General features: G+C 68.8%; 13 protein-coding genes. 6 read left to right on the top strand and 7 right to left on the bottom strand.

The window, feature by feature from the left end; all coding sequences use genetic code 11:
- Nucleotides 1–446: 446 nt before the first annotated feature.
- A complete protein-coding gene (locus tag ACZLZQ_RS13620) occupies nucleotides 447–8,729 on the bottom strand; it encodes an apolipoprotein A-IV repeat region-like domain-containing protein (protein WP_472949804.1) in 8,283 nt (2,760 codons plus the stop codon).
- A gap of 530 nt (nucleotides 8,730–9,259) precedes the next feature.
- On the opposite strand from ACZLZQ_RS13620, the gene ACZLZQ_RS13625 reads away from it, so the two are divergent.
- Together ACZLZQ_RS13625 and ACZLZQ_RS13630 are read left to right on the top strand one after the other, a co-directional pair.
- Nucleotides 9,260–9,631 carry an Hpt domain-containing protein gene (locus tag ACZLZQ_RS13625; protein ID WP_472949805.1) on the top strand — a complete coding sequence of 124 codons (372 nt, stop codon included), beginning with the start codon at nucleotides 9,260–9,262 and terminating at the stop codon, nucleotides 9,629–9,631.
- 113 nt (nucleotides 9,632–9,744) lie between these two features.
- The gene (locus ACZLZQ_RS13630; protein ID WP_472935017.1) at nucleotides 9,745–10,065 is read left to right on the top strand and encodes a 2Fe-2S iron-sulfur cluster-binding protein; all 321 of its coding nucleotides are present in this window, start codon (nucleotides 9,745–9,747) and stop codon (nucleotides 10,063–10,065) included.
- Nucleotides 10,066–10,148: 83 nt separating this feature from the next.
- Here the strand turns inward: ACZLZQ_RS13630 and ACZLZQ_RS13635 are convergent, their stop codons facing one another.
- Nucleotides 10,149–10,751, bottom strand: a complete 603-nt coding sequence (locus tag ACZLZQ_RS13635; RefSeq protein WP_472935018.1) for a DUF922 domain-containing Zn-dependent protease — start codon at nucleotides 10,749–10,751, stop codon at nucleotides 10,149–10,151.
- A gap of 123 nt (nucleotides 10,752–10,874) precedes the next feature.
- Here ACZLZQ_RS13635 and folP point away from each other — a divergent pair, with 123 nt between their 5' ends.
- Entirely contained in the window at nucleotides 10,875–11,735 is an 861-nt protein-coding gene (folP, locus tag ACZLZQ_RS13640; protein WP_472949806.1) for a dihydropteroate synthase, read from the top strand.
- Nucleotides 11,736–11,761: 26 nt separating this feature from the next.
- Nucleotides 11,762–12,313 (top strand): 2-amino-4-hydroxy-6-hydroxymethyldihydropteridine diphosphokinase, encoded by a 552-nt coding sequence (folK, locus tag ACZLZQ_RS13645; RefSeq protein WP_472949807.1) that lies wholly within the window; start codon nucleotides 11,762–11,764, stop codon nucleotides 12,311–12,313.
- Nucleotides 12,314–12,337: 24 nt separating this feature from the next.
- Here the strand turns inward: folK and ACZLZQ_RS13650 are convergent, their stop codons facing one another.
- From ACZLZQ_RS13650 to ACZLZQ_RS13665, 4 genes are all read right to left on the bottom strand, one after another.
- A complete protein-coding gene (locus ACZLZQ_RS13650) occupies nucleotides 12,338–12,883 on the bottom strand; it encodes a hypothetical protein (protein WP_472949808.1) in 546 nt (181 codons plus the stop codon).
- 88 nt (nucleotides 12,884–12,971) lie between these two features.
- Nucleotides 12,972–14,057 (bottom strand): YcjF family protein, encoded by a 1,086-nt coding sequence (locus tag ACZLZQ_RS13655; RefSeq protein WP_472949809.1) that lies wholly within the window; start codon nucleotides 14,055–14,057, stop codon nucleotides 12,972–12,974.
- Nucleotides 14,054–15,508: a YcjX family GTP-binding protein gene (locus ACZLZQ_RS13660; protein WP_472949810.1), complete on the bottom strand. Its 1,455-nt coding sequence runs from the start codon at nucleotides 15,506–15,508 to the stop codon at nucleotides 14,054–14,056. The genes ACZLZQ_RS13655 and ACZLZQ_RS13660 overlap by 4 nt, the downstream gene beginning before the upstream one ends.
- A gap of 93 nt (nucleotides 15,509–15,601) precedes the next feature.
- On the bottom strand, nucleotides 15,602–16,129 hold the full coding sequence (locus tag ACZLZQ_RS13665; protein WP_472949811.1) for a SixA phosphatase family protein: 528 nt from the start codon (nucleotides 16,127–16,129) through the stop codon (nucleotides 15,602–15,604).
- A gap of 327 nt (nucleotides 16,130–16,456) precedes the next feature.
- Between ACZLZQ_RS13665 and dksA the strand changes: the two genes are divergently transcribed.
- Nucleotides 16,457–16,873: an RNA polymerase-binding protein DksA gene (dksA, locus tag ACZLZQ_RS13670; protein WP_472935025.1), complete on the top strand. Its 417-nt coding sequence runs from the start codon at nucleotides 16,457–16,459 to the stop codon at nucleotides 16,871–16,873.
- 134 nt (nucleotides 16,874–17,007) lie between these two features.
- Here dksA and ACZLZQ_RS13675 read toward each other — a convergent pair whose 3' ends face one another.
- A complete protein-coding gene (locus tag ACZLZQ_RS13675) occupies nucleotides 17,008–19,302 on the bottom strand; it encodes a hypothetical protein (protein WP_472949812.1) in 2,295 nt (764 codons plus the stop codon).
- Nucleotides 19,303–19,711: 409 nt separating this feature from the next.
- Between ACZLZQ_RS13675 and cckA the strand changes: the two genes are divergently transcribed.
- Entirely contained in the window at nucleotides 19,712–22,213 is a 2,502-nt protein-coding gene (gene cckA, locus ACZLZQ_RS13680) for a cell cycle histidine kinase CckA (protein WP_472949813.1), read from the top strand.
- The last annotated feature ends 114 nt before the right edge of the window (nucleotides 22,214–22,327 follow it).

Consider the following 22,327-nt stretch of genomic DNA (forward strand, 5'->3'; position numbering starts at 1 on the left):
CGCGAGACGTGCCAGTCGGCCTGGTTCATGTTCCGCTGAAGAGTCGCTTTGGCCGGCTAAGTCCATAAGAGAATTGAATAAGTTTTGGTTCGCTCTCCGTCGTGAGAAGCGGCCAGCGCATGGGCGTCCGGCGGCCTTGGCTTTCGAAACTAACCGTCCACGGCCTCTGGCAGAGAGCCAACCGCTCTGCTTCGACGCACCGGTTCGGAGTAGAGGGCCAAAATGATCGGACGGCGTTGCCTCGAATGACCCAGCACAAACTCTGAGCCTTCCCCGACATGACGCTTCCGAGGGGTATCGCGCCCTCCGAGGAGTTGATGGCTGCCCGTCTGCGATGGGCCCGTAGCCCCGCGGCACCTGCGCTATCCCTGGCCTCCATGAGAAAAGGGGCGGTCTCTTTCGAGACCGCCCCTTTGTCTAGGTCAGGTGCTGCTGTTGCCGTCCTGTCAGCCGTCGAAGCGGCCGGAGGCGTGGGCCAGCATGGTGTAGACCTTGCCAGTGTCGGAGCTGAGATAAGTCCGCGTCAGCGTGTTGTCGGTGTCCTTGCGGGAGACGTCCGTCAGGAGGTTCTCGAAGTCGGCGATGTAGCGGTCGACAGCCGAGCGGAAATCCGTGTCGCGTTGATACTTGCGGCGGATCTCGTCGAAGGTCTGCTGGCCCTTCATGGTGTAGAGCCGGCGGGTGAACACGTTGCGTTCGCCCTTGCGGTAGCGGTCCCACAGCTCGACCGAGGCGTTGTGGTCGATCGCCCGGGCGATGTCGACCGACAGCGAGTTCAGCGATTCAACCACATGCGCGGCGGACCGACCCTCGGCCTTGGCGGGTTCAGGCGCCGTCTCCGGTGCGGCGTGGGCTTCCTCGTCCTCCTCGCGGGAGGCGCGGCGCAAGAGGTCGGAGACCCAGCCGCCGCTCTTGCCTTCGCTCGCCTCTGCCTGGCGCAGCGGGGCGGCGCTCGGCGTCAGCATGGCGGCAGGACGCTCGACCTCGGCCGTGCCGCGCTGTTCGCGGGTGAACTCGGCGCCATGCGTCCCCGTCATCCGCGTCTCTAGCATGCGGTCCTCGGCAACCTGCTGCTCGGGCGTTGCCTGCTCGATCCGACGCTCCGGCTCGGCCGGACGCTGGGCGACCGCTGCCGTCTGGCCGCCGGCCGACGGGCCGGACTGGCGCAGTTCGGCGCGCGGCTGCGGCTGGGCTGCCGGACGCCGGCTGCCGACGTCGAAGGCACGGCCCGACTGCGAGACGATGTCGCTGAGATCGCGCAAGGCGCGGATCTGGTCGGACACCGCCCTGCGCATCGCCTCGGTGCTCTCGCGGGCCTGCTCGGGCAGCTCGAAGACGCCGCGCTTGATCTCCTCGCGGGTCTGGCCGAGCTCCTCACGGATCACGGTCGCGGTCTTGCGCATCTCGTCGGTCGCGCCGCTGAAGCGCTTGGTCGCATCCTCGACCACCGACAGAACCGCCGTACGGATTTCCGAGGCCGCGTTCCGCGAGCGGGTCTCGACGGCCTCGAGCTGCTTATCGGTCTCGCCGAGCGAGGCGCCGACTTCCGACGACAGGCGGGCGGAGAGCATGCGCGAGCGCTGCTCGGTGCGCTCGAACAGGCCGTCGACGACCTCCTCGAACGACCGCATGAGATCGCCGATCTCCTCCGAGCGCGAGACGAGGCCGGCGGAGAGGGTCTCCAGGCCGTCGCGACGCTCTTCCAGCGTCGTCTGCAGGTTGGACTGCGCGGAGTCGAGCAGCTGAGCCGCCTCCTGCAGCAGGTGGCCGTGGTCGTCGAAGCGCTCGGCGATCGAGGCGACCTTGCCGTAGGTCGAGGACGACAGCTGGTCGAGGCGGGCGAGGTTGCCGTCGAGCAGCTTCGAGGAAGCCGAGAGCTGCTCCACGGCGCGGTCGGCGCCGTTGGTGAAGCGGCTGCTGGTCTCCTGCAGTGTCGAGTCGATCGCGCCGAGATTGCCGCTGGCCTCCTCGACGAGGCTGCGCAGCGCGCCGTTGGTCTGCGACAGGCGGTCGATCAGCGCGTCGATGTCCTGCGACAGCGCCTCGCGCATGTCGGTCACGAGGCCGACCGCATCATTGGTGCGGGCATCGAAGCCGGCAAGGATCTCGCCGGACGACTTGCTGAGCGTCTCGACCGTTTCCCCGGCGCGGCGGCCGAGGGCTGCGATGAGCGCCGCGTTCTCGGACCGCAGGCGGTCCGACGCGTTGCGGGCGGAGACGTCGATCATCTCGGCGACCGCCGTGCCGCTCTCGGTGAAGCGCTCGACCAGCGGGCGGGCCTCTTCCTCGATCAGGCGGGCGATCTCGGCGCTGCGCTCGGCAAGCAGCTCGTTCAGCGCCTTGGTCTTCTCGTCGAGGTCGCCCGTCAACAGGCGGGCCCGCGAGGCGAGCGACCGCTCGGAGCTGGCGATCTTGCCGATCAGTTCCTCGCTGAAGCTCGCGGCACTCTCGATGAGCTGGCCGCGGGCCTGGTCGGTCTCGACCCGGATCTGGTTGCCGACGCCGGCGAACTGCGCGGCGATCTCGGCGCTTTGGGCGATGATCGCGTCGCGCGCCATGTCGGCATCCCGCAGCAGGATGGCCGAGGCACCGGCAACGTCATCGCGCAGGCGGCCCGAGATGTCGGTGAGCTCGCGCTTCATCGATGCCGAGGCACCGTCGAGCTCGCCGCGGATGGTCGACGCCACCTGGTCGAGCTCGCCGCGCAGGGCCGTCGACGAACCACCGATGGTTTCCGACAGTTCCCGCGAGAGATCGGCGAGTTCGTTGGCGAACCTGGCGCTGCGGGCGTCGAGGGCCTCGCTCGCACGATCCGCCTCGCTGCTGATCCGCTCCGACACGCCGCCGATGCGGCTGGCGAAGGCCTCGGTGTTGTCTGCGATGACGAGGCGAGCCTCGTCGCTGCGCTGGCGGATGACCTCGGCCGCGGCGACGATCTCGGCGGCGATCGCCTCGGCGTCGGCACGGAACCGGTCACGCGAGTCGCCGCTGGCGTCGCGCAGCAGGTCGACGGCGCCAGTGACCTGGCCGGCCATGGCCTGGACGACGTCGCCGATGTTGTGGCGGGCTTCCTCGCCGCGCTCGCGGATGGCGACCGCTGCTGCTGCAATCTCCTCGGCGATCACCGCGGCATCGCGGCGGAACAGGTCTCGGGTCTCGTCGCCGGCATCGCGCAGACGATCGGACACACGGTCCATCTCGGCCGCGAGGGTCGCTGCCTGCTCGGCGATGATCTGCCGGGCCGCGTCGCTGCGGGCGCCGAAAGACGACGTGGCAGTGGTGATTTCCTCGGCGATGACTTCAGCGTCGCGGCGGAACAGTGCGCGGCTTTCGTCGCCGGCATCGCGCAGCCGGTCGGATGCGAGGTCGAGTTCGGTCGACAGCGTGGCGGCCTGCTCGGCGATGATCCGCCGGGCGAGTTCGCTGCGGTCGCCGATCGAGGCGGTGGCGGAGATGATTTCCTCGGCGATGACGGCCGCATCTTGGCGGAAGCGGTCGCGCGATTCGTCGCCCGCGGCGCGCAGCAGGTCTGCCGCCGTCGCGAATTCGCCGACGAGGGCACCGGCCTGGTCGCTGAACTCGGCGCGGCTCTCGATCGCGTCGGCCCGGAGCCTGTCGGCGACTTCCGACAGGCCGCCGACGAACTCGGTGGCAAGAAGGGCCAGCCGCTCGCGGGAGGCCTCGGCCTCGGCCCGCATGGCCAGCGATGCGCCGCCAAGTTGCGTGGCGAAGACGGCGCCTTCGCCGATCAGCGTCTCGCGCACCGATGTCGCCTCGTTGCGCATCTCCTTCGAGACGGCGGCAACGGAGAGTGCCAGGGCCTCGGCCTCGCCGGTGAACCGGTCGCGGGCCTCGGCGGCGAGCGTGCGCAGTGTTTCCGACGCGCTTTCGACGGTGCGGGCGATGCGGCCACCCTCGGCCGACAGATCGCCGTGCGCGGCCTCTGCCTTCTCTTTCAGGTCGTCGGCGATGCCGGCAAAGCGGGCGGACAGCCGCTCGGCTTCGTCGGCGATCTTCAGGCGCGCTTCCTCCGTGGAGGCGGCGACGATGCCGCCGAGGCCGGCAACGGCGCTGGCCAGCGACACGGTCTCGCCCTCTAGGCCGGCGCGGGCGCGCTCGGCTTCTTCAGTCATCGTAGCGGTAGCGGTGGTGATGGCGCTGCGCAGGGCGTCCGCGACAAGGGCCGCGCGGGCGTTCAGCGTGCGCTCGACATTGCCGAGGCCGCGCTCGAGCGCCGTCGAGATGGCGTCGGTGCGCTGGTCGATCGCCGACGTCAGGCCGGTCTGGCCGTTGTCGAGGGCGGTGACGAGATCGGCACGGCGCGCTTCCAGCGACCGGCTGACCTCTTCGACGCTCTGCTCGATCGAGCGACGGACGTCGTCCGCACGGTCGCCAAGCGTTGCCGCCGCCGATCGGGTGACCTCGTCGAGAAGCCCGGAAATGCCATCCCGCTTTTCTTCGAGGACGGCGACCAGCCGCCCATCGACATCGCTGAACGCAGCGGTGAAGCGCTGCACGCTCTCGTCGAGACGCACGGTGAGGTGCTCACTGCCGCGACCAAGTTCAGTGACGAGACGCTCCGTGCGCTGGTCGAGACCGGCGAGCAGCGTACCCTCGGAGCCGTCGACCATCTTGTGGATGGTCTCCATACGCTCGTCGAGGCGGGTGGTGAGGCTCTCGCTGCCACGCTCAAGGAGGGTGGCGAGGCGGGTCGCGCGGTCGTCGAGCCCGGAGGACAGACGGGCCGCACGCTGGTCGAGGCCGGCGAGGAGCGAGCCTTCCGAGCCGTCGACCATTTTATGGATGACGCCCATGCGGTCGTCGAGACGCTGGGTCAGGCTCTCGCTGCCGCGGTCGAGCTCGGCGGCAAGACGCAGCGCGCGCGCCTCGAGTTCGACGGAAAGGCGATCGGTGCGCTGGTCGAGGCCGGCCAGCAGAGTGCCTTCGGACGCGTCGACCAGGGAGCGGATCGACTGCATGCGTTCGTCGAGCCCGTCGACCATCTGGGCGCGGGCCGCTTCGACCATGTCGCGAAGCTCGGAAGTGCGCATCTCGAGATCGGAGGACAGGCGTCCGGTGCGCTGGTCGAGGCCGGCCAGGAGCGTGCCTTCGGAACCGTCGACCAGGGCGTTGATCGACTGCATCCGGGCGTCGAGGCCGTCGAGCAGCTGCGCACGTGCGGCTTCGACGATGCCGCGGAGATCCGAAGCACGGATTTCAAGGTCGGAGGAGAGGCGTTCGCTCCGCTGATCGATGCCGGCCAGGAAGGCTCCTTCGGAACCGTCGACCAGAGCGTTGATCGACTGCATGCGGGCGTCGAGGCCGTCGAGCAGCTGGGCACGGGCGGCTTCGACGACGCTGCGGAGGTCCGACACGCGGCTTTCGAGGTCGGAAGAGAGGCGTTCGGTGCGCTGGTCGAAGCCGGCCAGCAATGTTCCCTCGGAACCGTCGACCAGGGCGTTGATCGACTGCATCCGCTCCTCGAGGCCGTCGAGCAGCTGCGCACGGGCAGCTTCGACGATGTCGCGCAGATCCGATGCGCGGGTCTCGAGGTCGGCGGACAGCCGCTCGGTGCGCTGGTCGAAGCCGGCCAGCAGCGTGCCTTCGGAGCCCTCGACGAGGGTGTTGATCGACTGCATCCGCGCGTCGAGACCGCCGAGCAGCTCGGTACGGGCGGCTTCGACGATGCCGCGGAGGTCCGAGGCGCGGGTCTCGAGGTCGGAGGTGAGGCGCACGGTGCGCTGGTCGAGGCCGGCCAGCAGCGTTCCCTCGGAGCCGTCGACCAGCGAGTGGATCGACTGCATGCGCTCGTCGAGGCCATCCAGCAGCTGCGAACGGGCCGCTTCCACGATGTCGCGCAAGCCGGCGGCACGGGCGTCGAGGCCCTCGTTGAGCTGGCGGGTGCGGGCTTCGAGATCGCCGGAAAGGGTCATGGTGCGGTCGTCGAGGCCGACGACGATCTGGTTGCGCGAGTCTTCGACCACGGCGCGCAGCGTCTCGACGCGGCTGACGAGATCGTCGGTGATGCCGTTGACGGCCGTCTCGAAGGCCGTGCGGATACCGCCGACACGCTCGTCGAGCGCCCCAACCAGCGTCTCATGCGTCTCCTGTGCCAGACTGCGCAAAGTCTCTGTGCGGTCGCCCAGCGCCGTGCTGAGGGCAGCATGGCGGGCGTCGAGCGTCTCCACGAGGCCAGTCTCGGTCTCGCGCAGCAGCTTCTCGGTGGCCGTGATGCGGTCGGCAAGATCAGTGCCGAAGCTGGCGGCCCGCGTGTCGAAGCCATCGAACAACCGGGTCGAGCGATCGTCGATCGCACCCACGAAGATGTCGGCCTTTTCGGCGAGCAGCGTTTCGATGGCCAGGCGACGCTGGTCGAGCATGTCGGCGATGCTCTTCGTGCGCTGGTCGGTGCCGGCGCCGAGCGAGGTCTCAGCCTGCTCGAGGATGGTCTGCAGCCGGTCGACATTGCCCTCGATCGAGGCGCCGATCGAACCGGCGCGCTCCTCGAGATTGCCGATGAGGCTCTGGTGGGCGAAAGCGAGGGTGGTTTCGAGGTCTTCGTTGCCGTTCTTCAGCGCCGACTCGAGCGAGCCGATGCGCTCGTCGACGGTGCGGCTGAAGCTACCGGCGTTCTCGTCCATGATCGACCGGAAGCCGGCAATGCGCTCGTCGAGGAGCGTGCGGATTTCGGCGGCGCGGCCTTCGAGCGTCGAGCCGGCGAGCGCCACGGCGGCGCCGGTGGAGGTGGCCAACTCGCCCTGGGCGGTGGCGACCGCCTCGGAGATCTCGCGGCTGCGCTCGGCGAGCGTGCGGGCGAACTCGACCGAACGCTGCTGCAGGGCATTGGCGATGCGGTCGCTGGACTCGACGATGGTCGAGGTGCGGGTCTCGATGGCCGAGACCAGGGCGCCGCCGCGGTCGGTAAGGGTTGCCTCCAGCCGGTCGAGGCGCTCGTCGATGTTGCCGATGGTCTCGCTGTTCTTCTCCGACAGCATCTCGGCCGCGCGCTCGGTGCGCTCCTGCAGGCCAAGGGTCAGGAGATCAAGGAAGCGGGTGCTCTCGTCGGTAAGGGTGCGCGAGCGCTGATCGAGCGTCTCGCCGAGAGCGTCCATGAAGGTCTTACCGTCGCTCTCCAGCCGTTCGGTGCGGGTCGACAGGAGGCCTGCGACGGCATCGCCCGACACCTGCAGGCGCTGGCTGAGCGTCTCGCTCATCTCGCCGATGGTGCGCGTCATCGCCTCGGTGCGGTCCTGAAGCTCCGTGGAGCGGGCTTCGAGGAGGCCCGTGACGGTCTCGCCGGTGACCTGCAGCCGCTCGGTCGCGGCCTCGGCGCTCTGGTTGATGCGGGCGACGAAGCCCTCGCTCGACGCATCGAGCCGCTCGCTGGCGATGCGGCTCTTGTCTTCGAACAGCGAGGCGAGGTCGGCACTGCGCGCTGTGTAGATCTGCGACAGCTCGTCGCCGCGGCTTTCGAGGAGGCTCTCGAACTTGGTCGAGGCATCCTCGATGCGGCGGAGGATCTCGTGCGAGGCGGTGTCGACGTCCTCCACCAGGCGCTGGTGCGAACCGACGACGGACGAGCGCAGCTTCTCGGCATGGCTCAGCATCGCCTCGCGCTCGGCGGCGAGGTCGTTGACGAGCGAGCGGATGCGCACCTCGTTGTCGGCATAGGACCGTTCCAGCGCGGTCACCTCGGAATGCACCAAGGTCTCGAGTTCCGACGTGCGGGCGAGCGCCCGCTCGACGCCTTCGCCGAGCGCCGAGACTTCACGGCGAACCGCCTGGCCGACGCTCATGACGCGCTCGGTGGCGACGCTCTCCGGCTCGGCGAGGCGCAGGGCCACCTCGGCCATCGAGCGGCTCATCAGCCGCAGCTCGGACGAGCGGCGGACCATGACGGCGAAGGCGAAGATCAGCAGGATCGGTGCGAGCGCGAGGGCGGTGACGACCAGCAGCCCGGTCGAGCGGGTCAGCTCCGCAGCGCTGCCGGGGAGGGTGAAGAGATTGGCGCCATAAACGCCGTAGCCGAGGAAGACGGCCAGGCCAAACCAGAGCGCCGAGACGATGGCGGCGATCACCAGCGGTGTGCGCGATGGACGGCGCGACAGCATCGCCTGCGCGATCACCGAGGAACGGCGCAGCTCGTCGTTCGCCGGAACCTTGCGGTTGCTGGCGGGAGCATTGGCGGCAGTCATCGGGACCGAGCTTGCAGGGACGTCCCTCGCCGGGGTCGGTCGAGCCGGACCAGCGGTACCGGCGCCGGCGGAAGAGGGAGCGGAAGCGCTGTCGACGACAGGCGACGCCGGTGTGGACGGGGATGAGGCCGAGACGGAAGAGGACGGCGCCAGTGGCCGCTGGCGGATGGTCCCGGCGGCGTCGCGCCCGGCGGTGCCGCCCGCGGCAGCGGCGGCGGTCGCGGTGTTGGCAGCCGCGAAGGCGGCAGCGCCAACCGCGGCGCCGGTGGTCGCTTCCATCAAGGGGACGTCGACGGACTGGAAGGCGCCGGTCGCCTCCTCGATTTGCCGGTCGAATTCGGTGAACGCGAAGTCGATGTCGATCGTGTCGGCGCTCAGCGTTGCCGCCTCGACATGGCCCTCGGCCTCGCCACCGATGTCGATGGTCTCGGCCTCCGCCGTCGCGTCCGCGGGCATGAAGTCGGCCGTCAGCGCGGCTTCGAGTTCGTCCAGCGCCCCTTCGGGCAGCGTGTCGGAAGTCTTGATGTTCGCCATGTGCGGTCGCGCCTCATACTCGTTACGCCGACCCGCCTGAGGGCCGCATCCCGATACTCGAGCCGAAGCCGGTGCATCCGGCTGAAGTCTCGGGGACGATCCGCGTGCGCTCCCGAGGGAGCACGCGCGGCTTTGGTCATCTTGCATGGTAGTTACGGGCGTTTTCGAAAGAAACCGTAAAACCCGACGATCCTTACAAGTTTAAACATAAGGTTAACGACAACGCTAAAATCCGAGATTTTTCGCCTGCAGACGCTGGTGGGCAGGGGCTCGGCCGGCGGCGTCCGACGTCTCGGACCGTCCAGCCCCGGCTATGCCCTTAGCCAACCATCGTTTTTTGTCGACGGTTCCATGTTTCGTCCGCCCGCCCTGTGGAAGTGAGCCGGCAACGTTAATCCACTCTACACCATCTACGGGCAGCATTGAATGCTGGGGCGGCATTCGCCTGTGAATCCAGCGCCGCGCACGGACGGTGTGCAGCAAGCCCGAAACGCGGGCTTCGCAGGACGCCCGACGACGGAGACGAGGCCATGCGCCAACCCAACCCATCCTTCACCGCCGGGCCTCCCAAAAGGACCGCGTGCCCATCGCGTGGACGGCCGATCGATCTCGTCCACCTGTCGCGTCAGACGCTGGGTGACACCGCGCTGGAGCAGGAGGTGCTGGGACTGATGGGCCGCCAGATCGAGGTCTTCGCCTGCCGGATCGACCTTGCGACCGACGAGGAGCGGCGGCACATCGCCCACGCCTTGAAGGGCGCGGCGCGCAACATCGGCGCCTTCGCTTTGGCCGATGCGGCGGAGGTGTTCGAGCAAGCGCCCGCCGACGGCACCGCCCGCGCGGCGCTGGGCGACGAGATGCGCCGGACGTCCGCCTTCATCACCGGCCTCAACCCCGCCTGAGCGGCGCACCGGCCGGATCGGTCTGGCGCTAACTGGAACTGTTCCAGCCTGCGGTTGACTTCCGCGCGACCGAGCCGCTAACCCATCTCACGAAACGCAAGCGGCAGGGCTCCATGACGCACATCACTTTCGTCACCCATGGCGGCGAGCGCTACGAGGTCGAGGCGCCCAACGGCAGCTCGGCGATGGAGGCGGCGATCCGCAATTCGGTGCCGGGCATCGATGCCGAATGCGGCGGCGCCTGCGCCTGCGCGACGTGCCACGTCTACGTCGACGCGGAATGGACGGCGGTCGTCGGCGAGCCCGAATCGATGGAAGAGGACATGCTGGATTTCGCCGTCGACATGCGGCCGAACTCGCGGCTCTCCTGCCAGATCCGCATCCGCGACGAACTCGACGGCCTGGTGCTGACCATTCCCGAGCGCCAGTCCTAGGACGACAAGCTGCCGCAGGCTGTCGTCTCGGCGCTGATCCGCGGCCAGGCGCCGTGCCCTTGGAACGCGCCTGACCGGTGCTGCTATTCTGCCGAAGCGGCCTCGATGTTGCGCTTCAAAAGACGCCGAAGCCGCATGTTCATCTCGCGGCCCTCGACCACGTCGAACTGAACCTGCTCGGCCTGATGGGCCGCGAGATAGCGCGCGCTGACGGCGTTGACGCGGGCTTCCATCGCCTCGCAGGTTTTCTCCGGCGCGAGGTTGCGCAAGGCGCTTTCCATCCGGCGGACGTAGCTGCGGGCGATCTTCGCGTGGTCGTTCTCGTGCCGGGCGATATCGTCCGAGAGCGTGTTCCAGATCACCGCGACGCTCGGCGAGGCGCTCTTCGGCGACGTCCACTTCGGCAGCGTCTTGACCAGCCGCAGCGTCAGCTGGGTGCGGGCGACCTTGCACCGCGCGCCAACCGGGAGATAGGTGACCTTGCCGTCGAACTTCACCTCGGTGGCGCCGGGATGGCGCATGTTCGTGCCCGCCATCAACGGGCCCTTGCGGCCAAGATCGCGGTCGAGTTCCTCGAGCGTGGTGCCGGTGACCGAGAAATATTTCGTCTGTTCGCGGATGTCGGCAGCCCGAACGGTCATTGACGTGCCGAAAAGGATCGCGACAAGCGAGAGAGTGCGCAGCATCATCGTCTCCGACGCGGTCGTGGATAGCTGGCCACGCTACCGCAAGCGGGCGTTGATACAAGGACCTGGCCTAACACCATTGTGCGACCGATAGGTTGCCAACGGGTATCTGAAGGGAATGGCATGCTGCCTTTGAAGCCACGTGGCGGGACATGGCAGGTCGGACACGGCCGCCAACTGGTGCTAGGCGATCGCGCCTGCATCATGGGTATCCTCAATGTGACGCCGGACAGCTTCTCGGACGGCGGCCGCTACGCCGGTGTCGAGGCGGCGGTGTCGGCGGCGCTGCAGATGGCCGCCGACGGTGCTGAGATCATCGACATCGGCGGCGAGTCCACCCGGCCGGGCGCGACGCCCGTGTCGCCGGAGGAGGAGCAGCGGCGCATCCTCCCGGTGATCTCCGCGCTCGCAGGCCGGACCGACTGCCTGATCTCGGTCGACACATACCGCGCCGAGACGGCGCGGCTGGCGGTGGCGGCGGGCGCGCACATCGTCAACGACGTGTTCGGGGCGCAGAAGGACCAGGCCATCGCGGCGGTCGCGGCGGAGACCGGCGCCGGCCTCTGCCTGATGCACACCGGGCGCGAGCGCGACAAGCTGCCCGACGTCATCGAAGACCAGTTCCACTTCTTGGAGGCTTCACTGCGGATCGCCGAGGCGGCGGGCGTCGCGCGCGAGAAGATCGTGCTCGATCCGGGCTTTGGCTTCGCCAAGGATGGGCCGGAGAACATGGTGCTGATCGCCCGGATGGGGGAACTCCTGGCGCTCGGCTATCCGCTGCTCGTCGGCACATCGCGCAAGCGCTTCGTGCGCGGCGCGATCGGGCGCGAGGATCCGGAGCCGGACTTTGCCACCGCGGCGACGAGTGTTCTGCTGCGCGAGCGCGGCGCCGACATCTTCCGCGTTCATAACGTGCCGGCGAGCCGTGATGCGCTGGCGATCGCCGATGCGTTGCGGGCCGGGGTGGAGGGGCGTCAGTGGTAGAGGAGACGCGGCCAGAGGGGGCAAGGATGGGCGAGATCGAGACGAAGGCCGTGGGGGCGCCGGGGGCCGGGGTGCGGGCGCTGCTTGGCCTCGGCGGCAACATCGGCGACCCCGTCGTCAACATGCGCCGGGCGCTGCAAGCCCTGGATGCGCGCGACGACGTCAAGGTCGCGGCGGTGTCGCGGATCTACCGGACGCCGCCCTGGGGCGTCCTCGACCAGCCCTGGTTCGTCAATGCCTGCGCGGCGGTCGATACGGTGCTGTCGCCGCGGGCGCTGCTGGAACTCTGCCTTGCCACCGAGCGCTCGCTGAAACGCGAGCGGCGGGAGCGCTGGGGACCGCGCACGATCGATCTCGACGTGCTCGATTATAACGGCAAGGCCTATGCGGATGCCGAGCTGACTTTGCCGCATCCACGGATGGGTCTGCGCGCCTTCGTACTGGTGCCGCTGGCCGAGATCGCGCCGGGTTTCACCGTCGACGGCCGGCCGATCGCCGAGGCGATCGCGGCGGTGGCGGGCGAGGGGATCGAGGTCGCGAGCGCCGACGGGGAGTGGTGGCGCGAGAACGTCAAGTAGGGCGACCGGGGGAAGGCCGGGGCCTTACTCCTCCAGCGCGGTCTGCTTGATCGGGGCTTCGCCGCGGGTGAGGCTCATGCCGATGACCGGAACGAGGTCCTCGGCGACACGCACCGAGATCGAGATGTTCAGCTTGTCGCGGCCGTCGAGCTTGGCGATCATCGCGCCCTTCAGCTGCTTGCGGTCGAGGCCGACGACGATCTGGTCGCCGGCGACATTGCCGGAGACGATGTCGAGGCCCTTGCCGAGCGCGCCGTCGAGGAAGGCGCCCTTGTAGGTCGCGCCGTTCTTGCTGACCTCGGCGCGCATTTTCTGCGAGAAGATGCCAACGCGGCAGGTGCCGTCGAGCGCCATTCCGGGGTTCTTCGCAAGTGACTCGCCGCTGAGGCTGCAGACGAACTTGGTGCCCTTGTACTTGCCGGCGACGATCTCGCCTGGCCCGCCCCACTGGCCCACGACCTTGTCGAAGAAGACCTCGTCGCCGCCGGCGGCGACGGGGGCGGTGACGGCGAAGAGGGTCGAGGCGGCAAGCGCGAGGCCGGCGAGCATTTTGACGGGCATTTCAGGCACTCCGAACCGGCGAGGGGACTGAACCCCGACCGGTCCTTTATCGCCCGGAACGGTTAACGCTTCCTTTCAGCTGGCTACCGAGCCGGGCTCACACTCTGTTGACCGGCGCCTGCGGCTTCTTTGCATCACCGCGCAAGCTGCCGAGATCGCTCATGAAATCGCTGATCTTCGGACGCTTGGCCTGGAGGAAGGGCATGGGCCGGCAGAGGTCCATGGCGGCAAGGCCAATGCGGGCGGTGAGGAGGCCGTTGACGACGCCCTCGCCGAGCCGGGTCGAGAGCTTCGCGGCCAGCCCATGGCCGACCACCTGCCCGATCACGTCGTCGCCGATCGCGATGGTGCCGGTGACCGCGAGATGGCCAAGGACGTTGCGCGTCAGCTTGATGAGGCCGAGCGTGCCGGGCCGCGCTCCGTAGAGCTCGGCCATCAGGCGGATCAGCCGGACGCTCTCGAACAAAACGAAGCCGACATCGACGAGCGCCTTGGGGCTGACGGCGGTGACGACCGAGACGCGCTTTGCCGAGTTCAGCACCAGCGCACGCGCCAGCAGATCGAGCGGCATCAGCAGCTCGCGTTCGGCGAGGATGATCTGGTCGCGGCCGTCGATCACGTCGTCCTTCGCCGCGGCTAGCCGCGCGCGGCCCTCAGCGGTGCCCGGCTTGCCCGCGAGAAGGGCGACGAGGCCGGCGACGACCCGCTTCGCTTCGTCTTCCGAGTCGCTCTCATAGGCCTTCAGCGCCGCCTTGCGCTCGCGGTCGACGGCCGACAGCCGCATCAGGCCGAGCGCCTCGCGCAGCACGATGCCGAGCGCGGCGATGGCGAGGAGAGCAGCGAAGCCCAGCGCCGTCCAGCCCAGCCAGTCGGCGCGGGTGAAGAGGTCGCGCACCAGGCCATCGACGGCAAAACCGATGGCGATCGAGACCAGCGCGCCGAGAGCGCCGAGGAAGAGCTTGGCGAAGGGAAAGCGCCGGCGCGGTGCCGGCAGCGGCACGAGGCCGGCATCCAGCGCCTCGATCGCCTCGTCCGGCTCGATCGACAGGCTGGCGATGTCGGGGAGGGCGCGCGGGGCGCGGCCGGTTTCCGGCTCGCTCGAAGGTTCCGCGAAGGGCGCCCGCCGGTCGAGGCTATCGACGCGAAAGGCCGCGGGGCGGCGGGGCAGCTCGGAATCGCTCATGCCAGCTTGTCTCCGATCAAAAACTGCAGGGCGCGGTCGAGCCGGATGTGCGGCAGCGACAGCGTCAGGCCTTCGTCGCTCCGCTCTAACCGCGGCGGCTTGAAGCGCACGAAGGTCAGCGGATGGCGCGCCGCCCCGTTTTGTCCACCGGTAAAGAGGCGGGCGGGGTCGGCGGGGAGGTCGCCGGGAAACACCGCGGTCTCCGTATGGCCATCGAAGCGCTCGCCGGCGATCGTTTCGCCTGCCATCGGCGTCCCGACGATCACCGGCAGGCGCTGGCCGCGGTCGTCGGCATAGGCCTCGTGTGTTGCCCGCACCGCCGCCATCGCCAGCACGTCGGTGCTGGCGCCGGAGAAGTCGGCACGGGTGATGGCACCGTCGACCAGCCGGCGGACGATCCGCTCAAGCCGCTGGTGGCTGGTGCGGTGGAGATGGTCGGCCTTCGTGGCGGCGACGAGAATGCGGTCGATGCGCCGGGTGAGAAACGAGCCGAGCCAGCTCGCCTTGCCCGGCCGGAAGCAGACGAGGATGTCGGCAAGCGCGGCTTCGAGGTCCTGCACCGCCTCGGGGCCGGCATTGATCGCCTGCATCACGTCGACGAGCAGAATCTGCCGGTCGAGGCGGGCGAAGTGGTCGCGGAAGAAGGGTTTGACCACGACGGTTTTGTAGGCCTCGTAGCGCCGCGCCAGGAGGGCGGCGAGCGAGCCTTTCGGGTAGATGGTGCCTGGCTCGACCGGGAGCGGCGCGAAGGTCAGCGCGGGCGAGCCCTCGAGGTCGCCCGGCATCAGGAAGCGCCCCGGCGGCAGCGTGGAGAGTGCCGTCCTGTCGGCGCGGCAGGCCCTGAGATAGGTCGCGAACGCCGTCGCCAACCGCACCGCGGTCAGCTCGTCCGCCGGGGCGGCGATGTCGGTCGAATCGAGCAGCGCCAGGAACTCGCCCGCCATCTCCGCCCGGGACGGCAGCCGCGCTCGCTCGATCGCCTCGCGCGAGAAGGTGGCGTAGTCCTTGTCGAGCAGCGGCAGGTCGAGCAGCCATTCGCCGGGGTAGTCGACGATGTCGATCGACAGCTTGCCGGCCTTGAACAGGCGCGACCAGCCGGATGCCGATTCGAACTCGATGGTCAACCGCAGTTCGGAAATCGCCCGGGTCGATTGCGGCCAGAGGCGCTCCTCGAGAATGGTCCGGATATGCTCCTCGTACTGGAAGCGGGGCACGGCGTCGTCCGGCTGCTCCTCGAGGAAGCTGCGCGCGATGCGCCCGGAAGCCTGCGCCTCGAACATCGGCAAGCGGCCGGCATGCAGGAGGTTATGGACCAGCGCGGTGATGAACACCGTCTTGCCGGCACGCGACAGCCCGGCGACGCCGATCCGTACCGTCGGCTGGAACAGCGTGCCGGTGCGCTCGGTCAGCGTGTCGAACGCGATCCGCGCTTCGTCAGTCAGGGAGGTCATGAACGCGGCAGGCTCCGTCCGTTGGCGGCTCGGGCGGATATAGGATGGCCCCCCGCCCGGCGACAGGTGTTGCGCACCCGCACCGGCCAGAGATCAGCCGCCGTGGTCGCGCGGCCGCAGGAGACGACGGAGGTGACCGCTGCCGGCCGTGATGGCGTCGAGCCCGGTCGCGAATTCTATGACGGCAAGGCCGGCGGTCGGAAAACCCTCGGCCAGCGCGGCAAGCGCCTCGCTCTCGCCGCTGCCGGCAAGCGAGAGCGTGAACTCCTCGATCATCGGGTTGTGGCCAACGATCAGGAGCCCCTTCGCGCTCTCGTGGCGGTGGGCCGCCGCGAGATAGGCTTCGACGCCGAGGGCGTAGATGTCGTCGGAGGTCGTGACCGTGAGATCAGGCGGGAGATGCGGGCGGAGGGCTGCAAAGGTCTCCGCTGCGCGCGCTGCGGTGGAACAGACGACGGCATCAATGGCGCACCCTGCCGCCAGCAGTCTCGGTCCGAGCGCCAGCGCATCCTCCCGCCCGCGGACGTCGAGCGGTCGCTGGTGATCGCGCTGACCCGGCAAGGCCCAGGAGGAATGGGCATGGCGCAGAAGAGTGAGCGTGCTGCGGACTGTCTCGGTCATAGCATTTGCTAGCGCATCGCCCGATCAGCGGAAACCGATTTGTGATGCGGAGGCCACGGGAGTTCCGGTGCCCTTCTATGGTGGGGGTAAACGCATGGCGTGCGCTGCGCGCGGAGGGCGCGAAGGCCGATCGAAGAACCGCAGCTTGTACGGAAACCGGAACAAGCAAAGCCGCACGCAGCGCCCTTGCGGAGGCCGATCTTGAAAGCCGAGTAAAAACCTTGTCTTAGGACATGTAGCCACAAACCAGTTGCGTCCGAGAACGCGCTTGTTCATGTCCCCAAGCATGGCTATAAGCACCGCCGTGACGGCTTTGAAGGACGCGGTATGGGTGAAACTCTGCATATCGAGGCGAGTCTGTCGGAAGACGGCCCGTTCATGAACGATCGGCAGCGGGACTATTTCCGCAAGAAGCTGCTCGCTTGGAAGGCCGAGATCCTGCGTGAGTCCCGCGAGACGCTGGAAATGCTGATCGCCGAGAACTCGAACCTTGCCGATCTCGCCGACCGTGCCTCGTCCGAAACCGACCGCTCCATCGAGTTGCGGGCCCGCGACCGCCAGCGCAAGCTGATCTCGAAGATCGACTCGGCGCTCGAGCGGATCGAGGAGGGGACCTACGGATATTGCGAGGAGACCGGTGAGCCGATCAGCCTGAAGCGTCTCGATGCACGGCCGATCGCCACCATGTCGCTCGAAGCGCAGGAACGCCACGAACGGCGCGAGAAGGTCTATCGCGACGAGTGAAGGCCTGCCTTCAGGTCCCAGAATGAAAAAAGGGCTCCGCAGTGCGGAGCCCTTTTCATTTTCTGGCACATGTCTTCGATGCATCGGCTGTTCCGCCGCGCGATGCCGATGGTTCGGCGCCGCGCGGCAGGATGTCAGCGTGTCTTGCGGTCGGAAATCTCGAAGTCGAAATCGCCGAGAAGCCGCTCCATCTCTTCCTCGAGCGTGAGGGCCCGCGGCGCCTCGGCGGTCTTTTCGGCCGTGGGACGCACGTCCGGCGTGCGGGCCGCCGCGGCCGGCGGGTCGATCCGCACGTCCGGCGCCGGCGCGGAGGCGGCACTCGGCACGTCGTTCCAACTGACCTGATCAAAGTCCGAGTCGAGCTCAGCCGACAGGAAATCCTCAAGGCTGGCCGAATCGTCGGTGTCATAGCCACGGGACGGGGCCGGCACCATCGGTGCAGCCGGCTTTGCAGCGGCCGGCGCCGGCGTAGGCGGCGCGAAGCTTGGCAGCGGGCGGGCCTCGACTGGCGCTGCGGCCGGCTTCACCGAAACGGGGGCTGGCTCATAGCTTGGTTTCATCGACTGGATCGCGGTGGCAAAACTGCGGACCGACAATGGTCGCGGCACCTCCGGTGCGAGCGCCGGCTTATCCGAGTCCTCTGCGGCCGGAGCCGTCGGCTCGGTTGCCTCCGGGTCGCTGCGCGGCGCCGAAACCGGCGTCTTCGGCCCGGCGGGCGCGTTTAGCGTTGCCTTGGGGGCGGTGTCGACAGGCGGCAGAACCGGCTCGACCGGCTTTGCCGCTTCGGCTGGCTCGGCCGGAGGCGCCGGCGGGCGCCGCTCGGACGCCGCCGCGACGCGTGCCAGAATGGCTTCCTTCTGCCGTTCGGCCGCGGCGATCAGCGGCGAGCTTGTGACGCGGCTGGCGAACGAAGGTGGCGGCAAGATTTCGGGGGCCGCAGCGGGCGCAGGCGGAGCCGCCGCTGTTGTTTCAGCGCTGACTTTCGGCGCGTCTTGCTGCTGGCTCTCCTCCGGCCTGCGCTCCGGCTCGTCCGCCGGCTCGCTGCTGACGGCAGGTTTCGGCGGATAGGTCGGCGTCGCCATCGAGCGCTGCATCGGTGTCGGCGGCACGTAGGCGGCGGTCGGTCGGCGGGATGGTGCCTCGTTCACCGACACACGCGGCACCGGCGTCTCGTCCTGGCCAAGGGTGGGCTCGACGCGCTGCGACGGAATCGACGTCCGCGGTGCTGGCGGCACGTTCTGGCTGACCGGCTGGCGCGGCGAAGGGCGTTGCTCCGGCTCGATGCGCGGCGTCCTGACGGGAACGGCGACGCGTGCCTCTACAACGGGGGCCGGTGCGACTGCGCCGGTGGCCGTGTCATCCGCGACGTTGGCATCGGACGGCGAGGCGAAGATATCCGGTGTGCGGCTCGCGACGGGCGCCGACACTGGCGGCGTAATGGTAGGCGCCGACACCGGCGGTGTGACGGCAGGCGCGCGGTCTCTCGGCGCGCCGCCCATCGTCTCCTGCTTGGTGTCCTGCTGCCTTGCCTCCTGCTGCCTGGACTCTTGCGGCCTGACCTCTTGGGCGCGGGTCTCCTGCGACCGCGGCGCGGGCGCGGACGGGCGCACGGCCTGCGGCGTCACAGCGAGGGCAGCGTCTTGCGGTTCGGTGGCGAGGATCGGGTCCTGCCGGGCTGCGCTGACGGCGGCGACGGCCGGTATCGGCGCGGCAGGCCCCGCCTGCGGCGGCTGGACGAAGGACGCCTGCTGCACCGGGACGACAGGCGGAGCCGGCGGGTTCGCGGCCTCAGGCGGCAGGCGCGGCTCGGCCGGTCCGACGGCGTCATCGGCGACGGGCGCGGGGCTGCGGACGTCGACCGGTGGCTCCGGTGCGACGACCGGGGGCCGCGGGACCGCACGCGTTAAGGGACTCGCGGTGCGGCTTTCCTGCCGCGGGTCCTGTGCGGACTGCGGTCGGCCGGGCACGGCGGCGCGCGTCGCCAGCACCGGCACGACAGGCGTTTCGGCAATGCGGGGCGCAGCCGGCTGTGGGCGCGGGGCGGGCAAGGTCGCGGGCGCTGCGGCGCGCTCGACGGCTTCCGGCTCGGGCCGCAGTGACGGCTCCATCCGCTGGGGCCGGGTGGCAGCCGGGATGCGCGTAATGCTGGACTCGACGACGACGTCGTTCTGCCCGCCGATGAGGAGGAGATGCTCGATCTCGTCGCGGCGCACCAGCACGAGCTTGCGCTTCTGGTCGACCACCGCGACGTCCATCACCGCCAGCCGCGGGCCGCGGCCCTTGGAGCGCGGGCCGAGCGTGCCGCCGAGCGCCTTGCGCGCCACCCATATGACGATCAGCAGAAGAAGGATAACGATCGCCGCGGCGACGATCGTCGTCACAATCGGCGCCATGCCTTCGCCGACGAGGCCGACAACCCATTCACGCATACCAAACTCCTGGAACATTTGCGGCATGGTAGACCGGAATTGCGGCGCAAGGACAAGGGTTTTCGGCCTTTCAAGGGTGCAGTGCGGTGGTCCGGCCGGCCCCGGCGTCCAGCACCGCGCCAGTCTCGGCCGGCAAGGATGGCGCTGGGCAGGCGCTGGAATCGCCGGCCGGTGCGGCGCGTGGTGCCGGCGGCTTCCGGTAAAGGGTCGCGTCGGATAGATAGAAGCATGTGTTCGCAAGGGATTCGCCAGCGAAGGCAAGGCCGATTGCGGCACGCTGGCGACGACGGTGCGAGGATGCAGTAAGGCGATGGCGGCACGCCGGCGGCGAGCTTGGTGCCGCAGGGCCGGGCGTCATGGCCGGAAGCGGCAGGAAACGGGTAGAGTGATGAACGGACCAGCGGCAGGTATGACCGAGAAGCCCCTGGTCGATCGCAGCGCCAGCGCGGGGGCTGTGCGGCGGATTCTTCTTCTCGGCGGCGCCATGCTGTTCACCGCGGCGGGCCTTGCTCTGTTCGGCCACAGCTATGGCGGCATCGCGCTGCTGGCACTGTTTGCTGTGCTGGCGATGATCGGCATCGCGACGATCTTCGCCGCGGCCCTCGGCCTCGTCGGCATCACGGCGCGCGGCAGCGAAGGCACGATCGCGCAGGATTTTCTCGATACGCTGGGCATCGGCACGCTCGTCGTCGACCGCAAGGGCGGCATCATCTACGCCAACCGCGCCTATGGAACGGCGACCGGGGCGGCCGGCCCGGACGAGCTGAAGACCTTGGAGCGTCTTCTCTCCCGCGAACGCGACGCTTCCGAGGCGATCTACCGGCTGGCCAATCTCGCACGCGAAGACAAGAGCGGCCAGGAAGAGTTCCGGCTGTCGCGCAGTCTCGATGGTAGCGGCGAGGCTGGCCCGCGCTGGTACCGCGCCTCGGTGCGGCCGATGACCGGTCCGGCGGGCGCCGCCCACGCCTGGCAGATCGCCGACATCACCGCCGAGAGAGACGAGCAGGAGACCTTCTTCCAGGACCTGCAGCACGCCATCGACTATCTCGACCATGCGCCGGCGGGCTTTTTCGCCTCAGACCGCAAGGGCCGCATCTCCTATATCAACGCGACGCTCGCCGACTGGCTCGGCATCGAGCTCGCCGCCTTCCGCCCCTATAACCGCTCGATCGAGGATTTCGTCGCCGCCGAGGGCTTGGCGCTGATGGGCTCGGAGCCGGCGGAAGCGGACGCGACGAGCGTCGTAGACCTCGACCTCATCGGCGCCGACGGCAAGCGGCTGCCGGTGCGGCTGATGCGCAAGACCGGCCGTGGCGCCGACGGGACGCTCGGCCTGACGCGCACCATCGTCCTCAACCGCAGCCTCGAGGGCGAGGGGGTCGACGCGCTGGAGGCGGCGGAGGTGCGCTTCACCCGCTTCTTCAACTCCTCGCCGATGGCGATCGCCGCGCTGAACGACACGGGTCTCGTCGTGCGCGCCAACCCGGCCTTTGCGAAAATGTTCGGCCAGGCCGCCGCCAGCGGCTCGGTCGCCATTGCCGAGGGCTTGCGCGACGAGAGCCGCGAGGCGCTGCGCCACGCGCTCGCCGCCGCCAGCCGCAACCAGGCCGGCATTCCCTCGGTCGATGCCGAGCTGACCGGCGAGAACCCGCGCTCGGTGCGGCTCTATGTCAGTGCCGACGTCAGCGACGGTACTGGCGATTCGGCCATCCTCTACGGCGTCGACATCACCGACCAGCGCGCGCTCGAGGACCAGTTTGCCAAGAGCCAGAAGATGCAGGCGATCGGCAATCTCGCCGGCGGCATCGCGCACGATTTCAACAATGTGCTGACCATCATCACCGCCTCGGTCGACTTCCTGCTCCTGAACCACCGGACCGGCGATCCGTCCTTCCAGGATCTCCTGCTCATCAAGCAGAGCGCCAACCGCGCGGCCTCGCTGGTGCGCCAGCTGCTCGCCTATTCGCGCCGGCAGACCATGCGGCCGAAGATGCTGAGCCTTACCGACGTCATCGCCGACATGCACCTTCTCCTGAAGCGCATTTCCGGCGACCTCGTGAAGCTCGAGCGCCATCATGCGCGGGACCTGTGGCCGGTGATGGCCGACATCGGCCAGTTCGAGCAGGTGATCACCAACCTCGTGCAGAACGCCCGCGACGCCATGGTCGAGGGCGGCACCATCACCATCGCCACCCGCAACGTGCCGGAGGCCGAGCTCAAGGGCCTCGGCTACGGCGAGATGAACGAGGGGGACTTCGTCCTCGTCGAGGTGTCGGACACCGGATCGGGCATGCCGGACGAGGTCGCCGAGCGGATCTTCGAGCCGTTCTTCACCACCAAGGAGATCGGCAAGGGCACTGGCCTCGGCCTGTCCATGGTCTACGGCATCGTCAAGCAGTCCGGCGGCTTCATCTTCGTCGACTCGGTGCTGGGCAAGGGGACGACGTTCAGCATCTTCCTGCCGCGGCACACGCCTTCAGAGGCGGCGATGGCGAAGATCGAGGCCGGGCCGACGGTAGTCTCGCCGAAGGCCGACCTCTCCGGTACCGCGTCCATCCTTCTCGTCGAGGACGAGGACCACGTGCGCGCCGGCAATGTGCGGGCGCTGAAGATGCGGGGCTACGAGGTGCACGAGGCCTCCTCCGGCGTCGAGGCGCTGGAGGTGATGGAGGAACTCGGCGGCAAGATCGACCTCGTCGTCTCCGACGTGGTGATGCCGGAGATGGACGGGCCGACGCTCTTGCGCGAGATGCGCAAGACTCGGCCGGAGATGAAGTTCATCTTCGTGTCCGGCTATGCCGAGGACGCCTTTGCCAAGAACCTGCCGGAAGGCTCGAAGTTTGGCTTCCTCGCCAAGCCGTTCTCGCTGCGCGACCTCGCGATCGCGGTGAAGGAAATGCTCGACGAATAGAGCGGCGGGCAGTCCCCGCTGCCTTCATCCGCGTTCCCACGGCTCACGAATAGAGTCCGCAGGATGAGCTAAAGTGCTGTAAATCCAGCGTCTCGGCATTGCGGCCTTTTCGGC

The organism is Mesocryomonas lacus, from assembly GCF_055730105.2.

What these genes read in the sequence shown, in the direction of transcription:
- ACZLZQ_RS13655 (WP_472949809.1), bottom strand. Translation starts at nt 14,057, where the DNA reads ATGAGCGATTCCGAGCTGCCCCGCCGCCCCGCGGCCTTTCGCGTCGAT.
- ACZLZQ_RS13630 (WP_472935017.1), top strand. Translation starts at nt 9,745, where the DNA reads ATGACGCACATCACTTTCGTCACCCATGGCGGCGAGCGCTACGAGGTC.
- dksA (WP_472935025.1), top strand. Translation starts at nt 16,457, where the DNA reads ATGGGTGAAACTCTGCATATCGAGGCGAGTCTGTCGGAAGACGGCCCG.
- ACZLZQ_RS13665 (WP_472949811.1), bottom strand. Translation starts at nt 16,129, where the DNA reads ATGACCGAGACAGTCCGCAGCACGCTCACTCTTCTGCGCCATGCCCAT.
- ACZLZQ_RS13660 (WP_472949810.1), bottom strand. Translation starts at nt 15,508, where the DNA reads ATGACCTCCCTGACTGACGAAGCGCGGATCGCGTTCGACACGCTGACC.
- folP (WP_472949806.1), top strand. Translation starts at nt 10,875, where the DNA reads ATGCTGCCTTTGAAGCCACGTGGCGGGACATGGCAGGTCGGACACGGC.
- folK (WP_472949807.1), top strand. Translation starts at nt 11,762, where the DNA reads ATGGGCGAGATCGAGACGAAGGCCGTGGGGGCGCCGGGGGCCGGGGTG.
- ACZLZQ_RS13635 (WP_472935018.1), bottom strand. Translation starts at nt 10,751, where the DNA reads ATGCTGCGCACTCTCTCGCTTGTCGCGATCCTTTTCGGCACGTCAATG.
- ACZLZQ_RS13620 (WP_472949804.1), bottom strand. Translation starts at nt 8,729, where the DNA reads ATGGCGAACATCAAGACTTCCGACACGCTGCCCGAAGGGGCGCTGGAC.
- ACZLZQ_RS13625 (WP_472949805.1), top strand. Translation starts at nt 9,260, where the DNA reads ATGCGCCAACCCAACCCATCCTTCACCGCCGGGCCTCCCAAAAGGACC.
- ACZLZQ_RS13675 (WP_472949812.1), bottom strand. Translation starts at nt 19,302, where the DNA reads ATGCGTGAATGGGTTGTCGGCCTCGTCGGCGAAGGCATGGCGCCGATT.
- cckA (WP_472949813.1), top strand. Translation starts at nt 19,712, where the DNA reads ATGACCGAGAAGCCCCTGGTCGATCGCAGCGCCAGCGCGGGGGCTGTG.